Origin of the sequence: Pseudescherichia sp. L3 (assembly GCF_024656065.1) — a bacterium.
Classification (GTDB): Bacteria; Pseudomonadota; Gammaproteobacteria; order Enterobacterales; family Enterobacteriaceae; genus Pseudescherichia.
The window spans coordinates 187597-203039 of the sequence record NZ_JANKYC010000001.1 but is presented as its reverse complement, the minus strand read 5'-3'; the positions used below and the strand labels follow the sequence as shown (position 1 = coordinate 203039).

The following is a 15443-nucleotide window of genomic DNA, read 5'->3' as shown; positions in this document are numbered from 1 at the left end:
CCTCCACGCTATTCACTCTCTGCTTAAAGGTCAACCTCTTTTAGGTGTCCGAAAAATGCGTGCAGGCTAATGGATCGAAGAATGATTTGACTTAAGTCAACATAACTGGAGTTGAGAAGCTTAGGCTTCTGTATTAGAGAAACCAAGGAGATAGATATGACATGGAAAAACGAAAGCTTACAATTTCTTTCACCTTATTATTCCTTTTATTAATGAATTATAGGGAAGCATTGGCAAAACATATCATTTATAACGATTTGTTATCTAATCAGGACGTGGAGAAGTGCGCCGCCAAACCAGATGAGGAAAGCTATGATTGTTCTGATAAATTGATACAAAACTCAGATAACAACTTACAGGATAGCTTTAAAAAGAAAGTTAAAGAAATTGAATCAGCTAATTATTCGCAATGGTGGATGGGGAGTGAGGAGCAGCGGAAAACCATGAGCGTAAACTTTGCTAACAGCCAGAAAGCATGGGAGCAGTACAAAATCACCTACTGTAAATCAGCAGCAGCACCCTATGAAAACACGCATGGATACGGTGATACACTATCAAGCTGTTTTATAAACATGAACCGTAAAAGGGTCGCTGAGATAAATATGATCTCTGTTGATTCGGCCAGGTAAAAACGGGGCGCATAATGAAAAAATATAAGATACTATTTATATCGCTACTTCTCACCCCCTAGGTTCCCTTTTCCCAAAGCATAATAAACAACCATGAGGTAGACCTCTGTATCCAAAAATATAAAGATGAAAACAGCGAGTGTCTGGAAGACATATCTGACAAGTCAGAGGAAAAGCTGAGGGAGGCATATAGTACCAAGCTTAAAGAGCTAGAGAACTTCGACTATAATCAGTGGTGGATGGGCACCAGAGAGCAAAAAGATAACATGCTTACTCTCTTCAAGAAAAACCAGAAAAACTGGCTCACCTGGCGATATGATTATTGCGGATTAGCCACCACTGCAACCCAAAACACCCATGGTTTTGCGAACGCCATTACCGCTTGCACCATAAATCTCAATAGCCAAAGAGTGAATCAAATCAAGATGATCGTTCCGAGTCCTGCTGAGACATAGCCGTTTACCCGCAGCCAGAATGCACTATCACTCCCTTTTACTTGACCTTCCCCTTAATGGAAGGTTTAAGCTTATAGACAGTTAGCCAAAACAGCGGCTCAGACAATCCTACTATATGCACAGGAGTATGATGATGTCCCACACAATTGAACTGGCGCTGGAGGGTCTCTCCTGCGGCCACTGCGTCAAACGGGTGAAAGAGAGTCTTGAACAGCGGCCCGACGTGGAGCGCGCCGAGGTGACCATTGAGCGCGCGGAAGTCATCGGTAGTGCCGATGCGGATGCGCTGATCGATACCGTTAAACAGGCCGGATACGGGGCGACGCTTAGCCACCCAAAGGCTGATCCGCTGGCAGAGTCATCACCTCCGTCGGAAGCACTGACAGCGGCCGAAACTGAGCTTCCGGCAGCGGATGACACCGACGACAGCCAGCAGCTGTTGTTGAGTGGCATGAGCTGCGCCAGCTGCGTTACCCGAGTGCAGAAAGCCTTACAGGCGGTACCCGGCGTAACCCAGGCACGGGTCAATCTGGCGGAGCGCTCTGCGCTGGTGATGGGCAGTGCCTCCGCCGCTGAATTAGTTAACGCGGTGGAGAAAGCGGGCTACGGTGCGGAGGCGATTGACGATGACGCCACCCGCCGCGAACGCCAGCAGGAGACCGCCGTTGCTACCATGAAACGCTTCCGCTGGCAGGCGATTGTTGCTCTGCTGGTGGGTATCCCGGTGATGGTCTGGGGTATGGCGGGTGACAATATGATGGTCACCGATGCCAACCGCAGCCTGTGGCTGGCTATCGGCCTAATCACCCTTGCGGTGATGGTCTTTGCCGGGGGCCACTTCTACCGCAGCGCGTGGAAAAGCCTGCTCAACCGTACCGCGACCATGGACACGCTGGTCGCACTGGGTACCGGGGCGGCATGGCTCTACTCGATGAGCGTCAACCTCTGGCCGGCGTGGTTCCCGATGGAGGCGCGCCATCTCTACTATGAAGCCAGCGCGATGATCATCGGCCTGATCAACCTCGGCCATATGCTGGAGGCGCGCGCCCGCCAGCGTTCATCGAAAGCGCTGGAGCGCCTGCTCGATCTCACCCCACCCACCGCCAGAGTAGTGACCGATGCCGGGGAAGAGATTGTTCCCCTTGCCGAGGTTCATCCGGGCATGACCCTGCGCCTGACCACCGGTGATCGGGTTCCGGTTGATGGCGAGATTGTCCAGGGCGAAGCCTGGCTTGATGAGGCGATGCTGACCGGCGAACCCGTTCCGCAGCAGAAGCAGCGGGACGATACGATCCACGCCGGGACGGTGGTCTCTGACGGCAGCGTGCTGTTTCGTGCCAGCCGCACCGGTAGCCACACTACCCTCTCGCGGATCGTCCGTCTGGTGCGTCAGGCCCAGAGCAGCAAGCCGGAAATCGGTCAGCTGGCGGACAGGATCTCCGCGGTCTTCGTGCCGGTTGTGGTCGCCATCGCGTTGATTAGCGGCGCGATCTGGTACGTGTTCGGCCCTGCACCGCAGATTGTCTATACCCTGGTGATCGCCACCACGGTGCTGATTATCGCCTGCCCCTGTGCGCTCGGCCTGGCAACGCCAATGTCGATTATTTCTGGCGTCGGTCGCGCCGCCGAGTTCGGCGTGCTGGTGCGCGATGCCGATGCGCTACAGCGTGCCAGCCAGCTCGATACGCTGGTGTTTGATAAGACCGGCACCCTTACCGAGGGCCGCCCGCAGGTTACCGCCGTGCTGACCTACAGCGAACTCTCCAGCCAGCAGGCGCTGAGCCTGGCTGCCGCGCTGGAGCAGGGTTCGAGCCATCCGCTGGCCCGCGCCATTATCGACAAGGCCGGAACGGAGTCTTTACCTGAGGTGAATAACTTTCGTACCCTGCGCGGGCTGGGCCTGAGCGGAGAGAGCGACGGTCGCCGCCTGCTGTTGGGCAACCAGGCCTTGCTGAATGAACAGGGTATTGATACCGCCGCGCTGGAAAGCGATATCGCCACCCAGGCGGCCACGGGCGCAACGCCGGTGCTGCTGGCGGTGGACGGCAAGGCGGCAGCGCTGTTTGCCATTCGCGATCCGCTGCGTGAGGATAGCGTGGCGGCACTGCAGCGCCTGCATCAGGCTGGCTATCGTCTGGTGATGCTCACCGGTGACAACGCCGTTACCGCCAACGCTATTGCTAAAGAGGCCGGGATCGACGAGGTGATCGCCGGGGTGCTGCCCGATGGCAAAGCCGCCGCGATTCAGGCGCTGCAACGCCAGGGGCGTCAGGTGGCGATGGTGGGCGATGGTATCAACGACGCCCCGGCGCTGGCCCAGGCCGAGGTGGGGATCGCCATGGGCGGCGGCAGCGACGTGGCAATTGAGACCGCCGCCATCACCCTGATGCGCCACAGCCTGATGGGCGTGGCCGATGCGCTGGCTATCTCCCGCGCTACGCTGCGCAACATGAAGCAGAACCTGGTGGGGGCGTTTATCTATAATTCGCTGGGCATTCCCATTGCCGCCGGGATCCTCTGGCCGCTGACCGGAACGCTGCTAAACCCGGTGGTAGCCGGGGCGGCAATGGCGCTCTCCTCCATTACGGTGGTGAGCAACGCCAACCGCCTGCTGCGCTTTACCCCAAAAGAGTAGCCATTTGCACCTTCTCCCGGCTCGCGCTAGCATGCACTTTTCAGCCGGGAGAGCCTATGGGCCTGTTTAGCCGTTTAAAAATGCTGTTGGGCGGGCTGTATACTCGCACCTATTCGTGGCCCGCGCTGGACGTCACTCTGCCGGGCGGGCGCTATCTGCATCTTGTTGGCAGCATCCATATGGGCACCCGCGACATGTCTCCCCTGCCGGAGGGGCTGCTGCGCAAGCTCAAACAGGCCGACGCGCTGATCGTCGAGGCCGACGTCTCCGTCAGCGGTTCCCCGTTCTCTGAACTTCCCCCGCGCCCGCCGCTGGCCGAGCGGCTTGATCCCGCCCAGCTGGCCGATCTATCCCGTGTGCTAAACGAGCTTTCCCTGCCACTGGAGACCTTTGATCAGCAGCCGGCCTGGAAAATCGCTTTGGTATTGCAGGCGACCCAGGCCCAGCGCCTCGGCCTGCGCCCCGACTACGGTATCGACTACCAGATGCTACAGGCCGCCCATGACAGGCAGATGCAGGTGATCGAGCTGGAGGGTACGGCGGATCAGGTAAACCTGCTCTGTCAGCTGCCGGAGGATGGCAAAGCGCTGCTGCTGGATACCCTCACCCACTGGCATACCAACGCCAGGCTGCTGCAGGTGATGCTGAGCTGGTGGCTCAATAGCCCTCCTGCCGAGGCGTCACAGTCGCTCCCCTCTACCTTTAGCCAGCCGCTCTACGACGTGCTGATGCACCAGCGTAACCAGGCCTGGAGTAAACGGCTGCTGGCGCTGCCGCCGGGCCACTATGTCGTCGCAGCCGGTGCGCTGCACCTCTATGGCGAAGGAAATTTGCCCTCCCTGCTGCGGCAGAAAATTAGCGCCTAAACGGCAAGATGGTACTATTTTTGCGAACGTCGTCAGGCGTATGCTGATAGTTCGATCATCCGTGGTAAGAAGGATTTTTATGACCCCCGCCGTAAAGTTACTCGAAAAGAATAAGATCCCTTTTCAGCTGCACAGCTACGATCACGATCCCAATGAAACTAACTTTGGTGATGAGGTGGTGCGTAAGCTTGGCCTGAACGCCGACCAGGTCTACAAGACGCTGCTGGTAGCGGTAAACGGCGATATGAAGCAGCTGGCGGTCGCGGTGACGCCGGTAGCAGGCCAGCTGGATCTGAAAAAGGTGGCGAAGGCGCTGGGCGCGAAGAAGGTTGATATGGCCGATCCCGCCGTTGCCCAGCGCACCACCGGCTATCTGGTGGGCGGCATCAGCCCGCTGGGGCAAAAAAAGCGCCTGCCGACGCTCATCGACGCTCCCGCTCAGGAGTACGCGACGATCTACATCTCAGGCGGCAGACGCGGGCTGGATATTGAGCTGGCGGCAGGCGATCTGGCGAAGATGCTGGACGCAAAATTCGCCGATATCGCCCGCCGGGATTAACGTTACTGCCAGTTCACCTCGCCCTGCGGCTCAAGGGTTGCTGCATCCAGCGGTGAATTCTGCTGGATGTACTGCTTCAGCACTTCGGCGTCGATAAAGCCGGTATTAACGTAGCCGGGCTTATCGTCCAGACGCGGATAGCCGTCGCCGCCAGTGGCGTTGAAGCTGAGGGTCGCCATACGGTAGGTTTTAGCGGGATCGACCGGCTCACCGTTGATCTTCAGATCGTTAAGCGTGCCGTTCGCCATCGTAAAGCTGACGTGGCTAAACTGCGGATAGGCTCCGGAGTTAGGCTTCATCTGCGCGACGGCGGTGAGGTAGTCCACCACCTCTTTTCCGGTCATATCAACATAGACCACGACGTTGCCAAACGGCTGCACCTTCAGCACGTCTTTATAGGTGATATCCCCTGCCGCAATGCTGTCGCGGATCCCGCCTCCGCTCATCACCGCAAAGCTAGCTCCGGTACGCGCCATCTGGGCGGCGAGGATGAGGTGGCCAAGATTGGTCTGTACAAAGCGCACCTTGCTGCGATCGCCCTCAAGAGGTGCATTGACCGAACCAATTTTCACCGCCAGCTGCGCCTTGCCTTTGTTCTGGAACGGCGTCAGCAGCGAGAGCATCTGGGCGTTTTCAGGAATTTCTGGCGCATAGAGCACGCGCTCGCTGTCACCGTTGTCGTAAACAATCTTTTTCTTCAGATTGATAGGGATCAGCTGATAGTGCACCAGCTTCATCTCACCGTTGCGGAACTCAAAGTCGGCGCGGCCAACGTATTTACCCCACTCGTGAGCCTGCACGATCCAGATCCCGTTCTGGCGGTCCGGTGCGCAGGGCGTGCCCGGCACGTAGTCCACCTGCTTTTTATTCTCTGCTGCCATGCAGACCGGATTTTGTGAGTGACCACCGACTATCATCGCCAGTGACCCCGCAGGCAGGCTGCGTGCCATTTCAACATCGCCCGGCGCGTTGGAGCCGTGCTCGCCGTTGTCGTAATGTCCCATATGGGTGGTGGCGATCAGGACGTCCGGGCGCTCTTTTTCATCCAGACCATTCAGCTCCTGAATCACTAGCTTCGCCTCGTCGGCGGGCTTGCGGAACTCAATGTCGGTGAAGAACTCCGGATTGCCAATTTTGGCGGTGTCGTCGGTGGTCAGGCCGATAACGCCGATTTTCAGATCCTGACGCTTGAAGATAGCCCACGGTTTAAAGAGGCGCTCGCCGGTGCTCTTCTGGTAGATATTGGCAGACAGGAAAGGAAACTTAGCCCACTTCTCCTGCTGGCGCAGCACCTCTAGCGGATTATCAAACTCGTGGTTGCCTACCGCCATTGCATCGTAGCCAATGAGATTCATGCCGCGGAAGTCCGGCTCGGCGTCCAGCAGATCGGACTCCGGCACACCGGTATTGATGTCGCCACCGGAGAGCACCAGCACGCTGCCCCCTTCGGCAGCCACCTCTTTACGGACGCTGTCTACCAGCGTCTTCTGCGCCGCCAGACCATACTCCCGGTCGTCGCTGCGCCAGAAGTGGCCGTGGTGATCGTTGGTATGCAGAATAGTAATTTTATAGGTTTTATCTTTTTCGTAGGCTTGGGCAGGCAGACTGGTCAGCCCCCACGCGGCGAGAAGCGCCAGCGCAACGCCCTGCTTTAACATATTCATTTCTCTCTCCCTGATGACATAACAGACGCAAAAGTAGCGCGGGGACAGAGAATAAACAAATAGGATTTTATGTCTGCGACTTCCCTCAAAGAGTCGTCACGAGTATCTTAGGCTGCTAATAATCAGGAAGCATTAAGAACTCCTGCACTCCAATTAAAGACAAAAAGTGACATTTTATGGCAACGAACCAACCCGCCGACGCGCTTCCGGGCGCTAACGCGTCGCCAGCGCAGGGGCGCACGGCATTTGGCATTCTCGGGGCGATCAGCCTCTCGCATCTTCTCAACGATATGCTGCAGTCGCTGATCCTCGCCCTCTACCCACTGCTACAAGCTGACTTCTCGCTGAGCTTTGTGCAGATCGGCATGATCACCCTCACCTTCCAGCTGGCTTCATCAGTGTTTCAGCCCGTGGTGGGCTACTACACGGATAAGCATCCGATGCCGTGGTCGCTGCCTATCGGCATGTGCTTTACCCTCTGCGGCCTGGTGCTGCTGGCGCTGGCGGGCAGCTTTGAGATGGTGCTGCTGGCGGCAGCGCTGGTGGGCACCGGATCCTCTGTATTTCACCCGGAGTCCTCCCGCGTGGCGCGTATGGCTTCCGGCGGACGGCATGGTCTGGCTCAGTCCATCTTCCAGGTGGGCGGCAACTTTGGCAGTGCGCTCGGGCCGCTGCTGGCGGCGCTGATCATCGCCCCCTACGGCAAGGGAAACGTGGGCTGGTTTGTGCTGGCCGCGCTGCTGGCTATCGTGGTGCTGTCTCAGGTCAGCCGCTGGTACGCAGCCCAGCATCGGATCAACAAGGGACGAACAGCGGTTATTGAACGCAGCCCGCTGCCGCGCAATAAGGTGATCCTGGCGGTAAGCATCCTGCTGATGCTGATTTTCTCGAAATACTTCTATATGGCAAGCATCAGCAGCTATTACACTTTTTATCTGATGCAAAAATTTGGCTTATCGGTACAAAACGCCCAGTTTCACCTGTTTGCGTTTCTGCTGGCCGTTGCGGCAGGCACCGTGATTGGCGGCCCTGTTGGCGATAAGATTGGGCGTAAATATGTTATTTGGGGCTCTATCCTCGGCGTTGCCCCCTTTACGCTGATTTTACCCTACGCATCCCTCTACTGGACCGGCGTTTTAACCGCGATCATTGGTTTTATCCTCGCCTCCGCCTTCTCCGCCATTTTAGTCTACGCCCAGGAGCTGCTGCCGGGACGTATCGGCATGGTTTCTGGACTGTTTTTCGGCTTCGCGTTTGGCATGGGCGGACTGGGTGCAGCCGTGTTGGGGCTGGTCGCCGACCACACCAGTATTTTTGTAGTCTACAAAATCTGTGCTTTCCTGCCGCTTTTAGGGATGTTAACCATATTCCTGCCTGATAACCGTCATAAAGCCTGATTCCAGGGCGGCCAAAGACAACCGTTGGCCGCCTGCACTGCCCATACCATAACACCTGCAAGGCCATCACTGCGTTAATCCCCTCTCAACCGCTTTTTTCGTGTCAGAGCGTGCTTTTCTTCAATATTCAACAATTATTCATCAACATAATGATTAAAATTGTCATAGACTGTAACTCGGGCTTCTGGTTTTTTAACCAGAAATGGATCCACTACCGCGAAAGGAGACGGAATGCATCACGCCACACCGCTTATCACCACCATTGTGGGCGGCCTTGTGCTCGCCTTTATCCTCGGCATGATTGCCAACAAGCTGCGTATTTCTCCGCTAGTGGGTTACCTGTTAGCGGGCGTGCTCGCCGGCCCTTTTACACCTGGCTTCGTGGCTGATACCAAGCTGGCACCTGAGCTGGCCGAGCTGGGGGTGATCCTGCTGATGTTTGGCGTCGGCCTCCATTTCTCACTGAAGGATTTGATGGCGGTAAAGTCCATCGCCATTCCCGGCGCTATCGCACAGATTGCTGTGGCGACGCTGCTGGGTATGGCGCTCTCCGCCATGATGGACTGGCCATTAATGACCGGTATCGTCTTTGGACTCTGTCTCTCCACCGCCAGTACCGTGGTGCTGCTGCGCGCCCTTGAAGAACGGCAGCTTATCGATAGCCAGCGCGGGCAGATCGCCATTGGCTGGCTGATCGTAGAAGATCTGGTCATGGTGTTAACCCTGGTGCTGCTGCCCGCCGTCGCCGGGATGCTTGAAAAAGGCAACATGGGGCTGGCGACACTGTCGCTGGATATGGGCATCACCATCGGTAAGGTCGTGGCCTTTATCGCCATCATGATGCTGGTCGGCCGCCGCCTTGTGCCGTGGATCATGGCCCGCAGCGCGGCCACCGGCTCCCGGGAGCTGTTTACCCTCTCAGTGCTGGCCCTCGCGCTGGGTATCGCCTTTGGTGCGGTCGAACTCTTCGACGTCTCCTTTGCTCTCGGCGCTTTCTTTGCCGGAATGGTGCTGAACGAATCCGAATTAAGCCACCGCGCCGCGCACGATACCCTGCCCCTGCGCGACGCCTTTGCGGTTCTCTTCTTTGTCTCCGTTGGGATGCTGTTCGATCCGAAAATCTTGATCGATGAGCCGCTGGCCGTTGCCGGTACCCTGGCGATTATCATCTTTGGTAAGTCCATTGCTGCTTTCTTGCTGGTGCGCATGTTTGGTCACTCACCGCGTACCGCGCTTACCATCGCCGCCAGCCTGGCGCAGATTGGTGAGTTCGCCTTTATTCTGGCGGGTCTGGGCATGGCTCTGGATCTTCTGCCGCAGACCGGGCAGAACCTGGTGCTGGCTGGGGCGATCCTCTCAATTATGCTCAACCCCATCCTCTTCACCCTGCTGGAGAAATACCTCGATAAGACCGAAACCCTTGATGAGCAGACGCTGGAAGAGGCTACCGAAGAGGAGAAGCAGATCCCGGTGGATATCTGCAACCATGCCCTGCTGGTGGGCTTTGGCCGCGTAGGCAGCCTGCTGGGTGAGAAGCTGATGGCGCAGGGTGTCCCGCTGGTGGTGATCGAAACCTCGCGTACCCGCGTGGATGAGCTGCGCGAGCGCGGTATTCGTGCGGTGCTGGGCAATGCTGCCAACGAAGAGATCATGAACCTGGCACACCTCGACTGCGCTCGCTGGCTGCTGCTGACCATTCCTAACGGTTACGAAGCCGGAGAAGTGGTGGCCACCGCCCGGCAGAAGTGCCCGAACATTGAGATTATCGCCCGCGCCCACTATGACGACGAGGTGGACTACATCACCGAGCGCGGCGCGAATCAGGTGGTCATGGGTGAACGTGAAATTGCCAACACCATGCTGACGCTGATTGAGAAGCGCCCGGTTGAAGAGGCAGTCACCGGATAAATTGCCGCCCCGGCAGATCTTCTCCTGCCGCTGGCATTTTATTAACAATCAGGGTATAAAGCCCCTTCAAACGGACATTTAGACATCTATACGTTTAGAAGGTGATATGCACACGCAGCAAGAGAATGGGCAGCTTAAGCGCACCATGAAAACCCGCCATTTGATTATGCTTTCATTGGGTGGCGTGATTGGCACAGGGTTATTTTTCAATACGGGATACATCATCTCTACAACAGGCGCAGCGGGAACGTTGCTGGCTTATCTGATTGGGGCGCTGGTCGTCTGGCTGGTCATGCAGTGCCTTGGCGAGCTTTCCGTTGCAATGCCGGTAACCGGTGCTTTTCATGTCTACGCGGCGCGCTATATTGGCCCGGCAACGGGATATACCGTGGCATGGCTCTACTGGCTCACCTGGACGGTTGCGCTGGGATCCAGCTTTACCGCCGCCGGGTTCTGTATGCAGTACTGGTTCCCACATATTCCCGTCTGGATATGGAGCGCCCTGTTTTGCGTAGTGATTTTTTCTCTTAACGCGATTTCAACGCGCTTTTTTGCCGAAGGTGAGTTCTGGTTTTCACTCATTAAAGTCGCGACCATTATTGTTTTCATTATCTTAGGCTGCGGGGCGATTTTTGGTTTTATCGCTATGAAGGATGGCTCGCCTTCGCCGGGGCTGACCAACCTCACCAGCGGGGGCTGGTTTCCCCATGGCGGCTTGCCCATTCTGATGACGATGGTCGCGGTCAATTTTGCCTTCTCTGGCACTGAGCTTATCGGTATCGCGGCAGGCGAAACGGAAAATCCACACCATGCTATTCCGGTAGCGATCCGCGCGACTATCGCCCGACTGATCATCTTTTTTATCGGTACCGTTTTTGTCCTGGCGGCGCTTATTCCGATGCAGGTGGCAGGGGTCGAGAAGAGCCCGTTTGTGCTGGTCTTTGAAAAAATTGGCATTCCCTATGCGGCGGATATTTTTAACTTCGTCATCCTTACCGCTATTCTCTCAGCGGCGAATTCCGGACTCTATGCATCGGGCCGCATGCTGTGGTCGCTGTCTAATGAAAAAACGTTGCCGGGCTGTTTTTCCCGCGTCAATAAGAACGGCGTGCCGCTGGTCGCGCTGACCGTCTCTATGCTGGGTGGCCTGCTGGCGCTGCTGTCCAGCGTTATCGCGCCTGACACCGTATTCGTTGCCCTCAGCGCCATCTCTGGTTTTGCCGTTGTGGCCGTATGGCTCAGTATCTGCGCGGCACACTTTATCTTTCGTCGCCGGCATTTACAGTCGGGCAAGCCGCTGCACGATCTAAAATACAGGGCACCCTGGTATCCGCTGGTGCCCGTGCTGGGATTCGTGCTGTGTCTGCTGGCCTGCGTCGGCCTGGCGTTCGATCCAGACCAGCGCATTGCGCTTTACTGTGGTCTGCCTTTTGTTGCTCTTTGCTACGGCACCTATTTTCTCACTCATAAAACAAATTCGACGGAGGCTGACTATGCCGCAGATTAATCCTCTTACCGCGCTGCTTAAAAGCCACCCCTTTATTGTCCTCGATGGCGCGCTGGCCACCGAGCTGGAAGCGCGCGGATGCAACCTTGCCGATAGCCTCTGGTCCGCCAAAGTATTAATGGAAAATCCACAGCTCATCCGGGATGTGCATCTGGATTACTTCCGCGCGGGCGCACAGGTAGCCATTACTGCCAGTTACCAGGCCACGCCTGCTGGCTTTGCGGCGCGCGGGCTGACCGAGTCGCAATCGAGATCGCTTATTGAGCACAGCGTGGCACTGGCGCGAGAGGCACGGGAAATTTACCAGGCGGAAAACGCCAGCGCGGGTCCGCTGCTGGTGGCGGGCTCTGTCGGGCCATACGGTGCCTATCTGGCCGATGGCTCTGAGTATCGCGGTGACTACGTGCGTAGCACCGAAGAATTTCAGGCGTTTCATCGTCCGCGGATTGAAGCCTTGCTCAATGCCGGCGCAGATCTGCTGGCCTGTGAAACCTTACCCGCGTTTGCAGAGGTAGAGGCCCTGGCAGACCTGCTGTTGGATTACCCGCAGGCGCAGGCGTGGTTCTCATTTACCCTACGTGACGAGAACCACTTGAGTGACGGCACGCCTCTTACCCGGGTCGTGGACACGCTGGCAAACTGTTCGCAAATCGTTGCGCTGGGGATTAACTGTATTGCGCTGGAGAAAACGACCGCAGCACTAAAACATCTGCACAGCCTGACTGCGCTACCGCTGGTTGTCTATCCTAACTCCGGTGAAACCTACGATGCAACCACGAAAGAGTGGCATGCTCACGGCGATTCATGCGCATCTTTAGTGGGGTATCTGCCGCAGTGGTTAGAGGCAGGCGCGAGACTCATTGGCGGATGCTGCCGGACTAGCCCAAAGGATATCGCAGCGCTGAGTAAGCGCCGCTGACGGGCCTAATGCTCTCACATGGATGTGGAAGCCTTTAAAAACCCCATAATAATCATGCCATTATAGAAACATTTTTTAACAATACCTGTTTACATTGTAACGATAATTCATATCATTCTGATAATCACTATCACCTGCAAAGGTGGTGTTCTTGCGGTATGGGGCATCAACGCCCCCGACATCGTGAAAAATCAGGACGATCATAATAATGAAATCGCGTTGCTCCTGGGCACTCAGCCCTTGTTTATTGATGATGCTAGCCACTGATGCTTCGGCTGAGGGACAAAAAGAGGAGTCGATGGTGGTCGCCGCCAGCCGTACGAATCACAGCATTTCCGACATGGCACAGACTACCTGGGTCGTTGAACAGGCTGAAATTGAGCAGCAGGTTCAGGGCGGTAAAGAGCTCAAAGAGGTGCTGGCGCAGTTGATTCCCGGTATGGATGTCAGTAGCCAGGGACGTACCAACTACGGTATGAATATGCGCGGTCGTTCAATGATGGTAATGGTCGACGGCGTGCGTCTAAACTCCTCCCGCAGCGACAGCCGCCAGCTGGATTCTATCGATCCGTTTAATATCACCCGCATTGAAGTGATCTCCGGCGCAACCTCCCTCTACGGCGGCGGCAGTACCGGCGGCTTAATCAATATCGTCACTAAAAAGGGCCAACCGGAAACGGAAGTCGAGTTCCAGACTGGCGCAAAAACGGGCTTCAATAGCCATAACGACAATGACGAGAACATTGCGGCGGCGGTGAGCGGCGGCAACGACAACGCCTCAGGACGCCTGTCAGTCGCTTATCAGCGCTTTGGCGGCTGGTACGATGGCAAAGGCAACGAGGTGAATATTGATAACACCCAGACCGGTTTGCAATACTCTGACCGGCTAGACGTCATGGGCACCGGCACGCTGAATATCGACGCTCATCAGCAGTTGCAGCTCACCACCCAGTATTACAAAAGTGAATCCGACGGTAAGCACGGCCTCTATCTGGGGGAGAACTTCTCGGCGGTAACCGGTGCTGGCAGCGCATACAACAAGAACAATCTCGACTCAGACCGCATTCCCGGTACCGAGCGCCATCTGATCAACCTGCAATATTCCAATACTGATTTCCTGGGTCAGGATCTGCTGGCACAAATTTACTACCGCGATGAAAGCCTGACGTTCTACCCCTTCCCCACCCTTTCAGGCGGCCGGGTAACCAGCATTGGCGCATCACAGCAAAAAACCGATTTTTACGGCGGCAAACTCACTCTCAACAGCAAACCGCTGGATGATTTATCGCTGACGTGGGGTGTCGATGCCGAGCATGAAGTCTTCGACGCCAATCAGCAATTTTTCGACCTCAGCAAAGCAGCTGCCAGCGGTGGTATGAAGCTGGATGACGCGTATAACGTTGGCCGCTATCCGGGCTATAGCATTACCAACCTCGCCCCCTTCCTGCAAACCAGCTACGACATCTCCGCTATCACCCTGAGCGGCGGCGTGCGCTATCAGTACACGGAAAACCGGGTCGACGACTTTGTTGGTTACGCTCAACAGCAGGGTATTGCCACAGGCAGAGCCACCTCGGCAGACGCTGTGCCGGGCGGGAAAACTGACTACAACAACCTGCTCTTTAACGCTGGCATTCTGGGGCATCTGACCGAGCGCCAGCAGCTCTGGTTTAACTTCTCCCAGGGCTTTGAGATCCCGGACCTGGCGAAATATTACGGCTCCGGCACCTATCAGCTGGTGAACGGCCATTACCGCCTGGTCAACAGCGTTAACGTTAACGACTCAAAACTCGACGGTATTAAAGTTGATGCCTACGAGCTGGGCTGGCGCTACACTGGGGATAACCTGCGCACGCAGATTGCCGGTTACTATTCGCTCTCCGATAAAACCATCAACATCAACAAAAGCGACATGACCATCAACGTTGAAGATGACAAGCGTCGCATCTACGGTGTTGAAGGCCAGGTGGACTACTTCTTTACCGACAGCGAGTGGAGCACGGGTACCAACTTTAACGTCATCAAATCGCAAACCCGCGTCGACGGAAAGTGGGAAAAGCTGACGGTAGACAGTGCCAGCCCGTCCAAAATGAGCGCATGGGTCACCTGGGCACCGGGCGACTGGACGCTGCGCCTGCAAAGTACCCAGACGTTTGATTTGTCTGATGACGCCGGAAAGCACATCGACGGGTATAACACCGTTGACCTGTTAGGCAGTTACCTTCTGCCGGTGGGCAAGCTGAGCTTTAGCGTAGAAAACCTGCTGGATGAAGATTACACCACCGCATGGGGACAGCGCGCACCGGGTCTGTATAGCCCAACCTACGGTGCTGAGAACCTGTATACTTACAAAGGCCGTGGCCGTACTTTTGGCCTGAACTACTCGGTCTTATTCTGATAGTTACTGCCGCCTGCCATCACACGCTGACGATGGCAGTCGGTTGGCTCCAGTTTTCTCCCTTCGGATGAACACACCTCCAGCGGCTGTATGGGCTGGCCATTGGCGTTGTCCAGCAAGACAGAGTGCGCTTCACCTTCATCAAACATATAGCGCTCCCCCCACTGCCGCATCGCTACCACAACAGGAAAAATAGCACGTCCCTTTTCGGTAAGAACATACTCTTTGTATGCGCTGCCGTCTGAGGCCGGGCAGATCTCAAACACGCCGATATCAACCAGCTGTTTCAGGCGGGACGCGAGAATATTTTTAGCAAGTCCCAGATTCTTTTGAAACTCGCTGAATCTGCGCACATCGTCAAATGCTTCCCTGATGATCATCAGACACCAGCGTTCACCAATCGACTCCAGCGTTCTGGCAACCGGACATTCACTGGTTCGAAGGGATTCCTGTTTTGCCATCTGCTTTCTCTCATCTTACCTGTTAACAGACGCCAGTATAGGGGC

At 56.2% G+C, this 15443-nt stretch carries 12 protein-coding genes; 10 read left to right on the top strand and 2 right to left on the bottom strand.

The genetic code is table 11. From position 1 onward, the window contains the following. Positions 1-161: 161 nt before the first annotated feature. From NR795_RS00975 to ybaK, 5 genes are all read left to right on the top strand, one after another. On the top strand, positions 162-629 hold the full coding sequence (locus NR795_RS00975; protein WP_257756758.1) for a lysozyme inhibitor LprI family protein: 468 nt from the start codon (positions 162-164) through the stop codon (positions 627-629). An 80-nt stretch (positions 630-709) separates the two neighbouring features. Next, the gene (locus tag NR795_RS00970; protein ID WP_308219176.1) at positions 710-1084 is read left to right on the top strand and encodes a lysozyme inhibitor LprI family protein; all 375 of its coding nucleotides are present in this window, start codon (positions 710-712) and stop codon (positions 1082-1084) included. A 133-nt stretch (positions 1085-1217) separates the two neighbouring features. Beyond that, positions 1218-3719, top strand: coding sequence for a copper-exporting P-type ATPase CopA (gene copA, locus NR795_RS00965; protein WP_257756757.1), 2502 nt, complete (start codon positions 1218-1220; stop codon positions 3717-3719). 56 nt (positions 3720-3775) lie between these two features. After that, positions 3776-4585, top strand: coding sequence for a TraB/GumN family protein (locus NR795_RS00960; protein ID WP_257756756.1), 810 nt, complete (start codon positions 3776-3778; stop codon positions 4583-4585). Positions 4586-4664: 79 nt separating this feature from the next. Next, the gene (ybaK, locus tag NR795_RS00955; protein ID WP_042391687.1) at positions 4665-5144 is read left to right on the top strand and encodes a Cys-tRNA(Pro)/Cys-tRNA(Cys) deacylase YbaK; all 480 of its coding nucleotides are present in this window, start codon (positions 4665-4667) and stop codon (positions 5142-5144) included. A gap of 2 nt (positions 5145-5146) precedes the next feature. Here the strand turns inward: ybaK and ushA are convergent, their stop codons facing one another. Then, positions 5147-6808 (bottom strand): bifunctional UDP-sugar hydrolase/5'-nucleotidase UshA, encoded by a 1662-nt coding sequence (gene ushA / locus NR795_RS00950; protein ID WP_144814258.1) that lies wholly within the window; start codon positions 6806-6808, stop codon positions 5147-5149. A 176-nt stretch (positions 6809-6984) separates the two neighbouring features. Between ushA and NR795_RS00945 the strand changes: the two genes are divergently transcribed. From NR795_RS00945 to NR795_RS00925, 5 genes are all read left to right on the top strand, one after another. Further along, positions 6985-8205 (top strand): MFS transporter, encoded by a 1221-nt coding sequence (locus NR795_RS00945; protein ID WP_257756755.1) that lies wholly within the window; start codon positions 6985-6987, stop codon positions 8203-8205. Positions 8206-8436: 231 nt separating this feature from the next. Next, positions 8437-10113, top strand: a complete 1677-nt coding sequence (gene ybaL, locus NR795_RS00940) for a YbaL family putative K(+) efflux transporter (protein WP_257756754.1) — start codon at positions 8437-8439, stop codon at positions 10111-10113. Between the two features lie 106 nt (positions 10114-10219). Next, positions 10220-11620, top strand: a complete 1401-nt coding sequence (mmuP, locus tag NR795_RS00935) for an S-methylmethionine permease (protein WP_144814266.1) — start codon at positions 10220-10222, stop codon at positions 11618-11620. Next, a complete protein-coding gene (gene mmuM / locus NR795_RS00930) occupies positions 11607-12539 on the top strand; it encodes a homocysteine S-methyltransferase (RefSeq protein ID WP_257756753.1) in 933 nt (310 codons plus the stop codon). Before mmuP ends, mmuM begins: the two co-directional genes overlap by 14 nt. Positions 12540-12747: 208 nt before the next feature. Further along, positions 12748-14937 (top strand): TonB-dependent siderophore receptor, encoded by a 2190-nt coding sequence (locus NR795_RS00925; RefSeq protein ID WP_257756752.1) that lies wholly within the window; start codon positions 12748-12750, stop codon positions 14935-14937. Here the strand turns inward: NR795_RS00925 and NR795_RS00920 are convergent. Then, the gene (locus NR795_RS00920) at positions 14919-15398 is read right to left on the bottom strand and encodes a helix-turn-helix domain-containing protein (RefSeq protein WP_257756751.1); all 480 of its coding nucleotides are present in this window, start codon (positions 15396-15398) and stop codon (positions 14919-14921) included. The two genes, NR795_RS00925 and NR795_RS00920, sit on opposite strands and share 19 nt — an antisense overlap. Positions 15399-15443: the final 45 nt, after the last annotated feature.

What these genes read in the sequence shown, in the direction of transcription:
- NR795_RS00975 (WP_257756758.1), top strand. Translation starts at nt 162, where the DNA reads ATGGAAAAACGAAAGCTTACAATTTCTTTCACCTTATTATTCCTTTTA.
- copA (WP_257756757.1), top strand. Translation starts at nt 1,218, where the DNA reads ATGTCCCACACAATTGAACTGGCGCTGGAGGGTCTCTCCTGCGGCCAC.
- NR795_RS00960 (WP_257756756.1), top strand. Translation starts at nt 3,776, where the DNA reads ATGGGCCTGTTTAGCCGTTTAAAAATGCTGTTGGGCGGGCTGTATACT.
- ybaK (WP_042391687.1), top strand. Translation starts at nt 4,665, where the DNA reads ATGACCCCCGCCGTAAAGTTACTCGAAAAGAATAAGATCCCTTTTCAG.
- ushA (WP_144814258.1), bottom strand. Translation starts at nt 6,808, where the DNA reads ATGAATATGTTAAAGCAGGGCGTTGCGCTGGCGCTTCTCGCCGCGTGG.
- NR795_RS00945 (WP_257756755.1), top strand. Translation starts at nt 6,985, where the DNA reads ATGGCAACGAACCAACCCGCCGACGCGCTTCCGGGCGCTAACGCGTCG.
- ybaL (WP_257756754.1), top strand. Translation starts at nt 8,437, where the DNA reads ATGCATCACGCCACACCGCTTATCACCACCATTGTGGGCGGCCTTGTG.
- mmuP (WP_144814266.1), top strand. Translation starts at nt 10,220, where the DNA reads ATGCACACGCAGCAAGAGAATGGGCAGCTTAAGCGCACCATGAAAACC.
- mmuM (WP_257756753.1), top strand. Translation starts at nt 11,607, where the DNA reads ATGCCGCAGATTAATCCTCTTACCGCGCTGCTTAAAAGCCACCCCTTT.
- NR795_RS00925 (WP_257756752.1), top strand. Translation starts at nt 12,748, where the DNA reads ATGAAATCGCGTTGCTCCTGGGCACTCAGCCCTTGTTTATTGATGATG.
- NR795_RS00920 (WP_257756751.1), bottom strand. Translation starts at nt 15,398, where the DNA reads ATGGCAAAACAGGAATCCCTTCGAACCAGTGAATGTCCGGTTGCCAGA.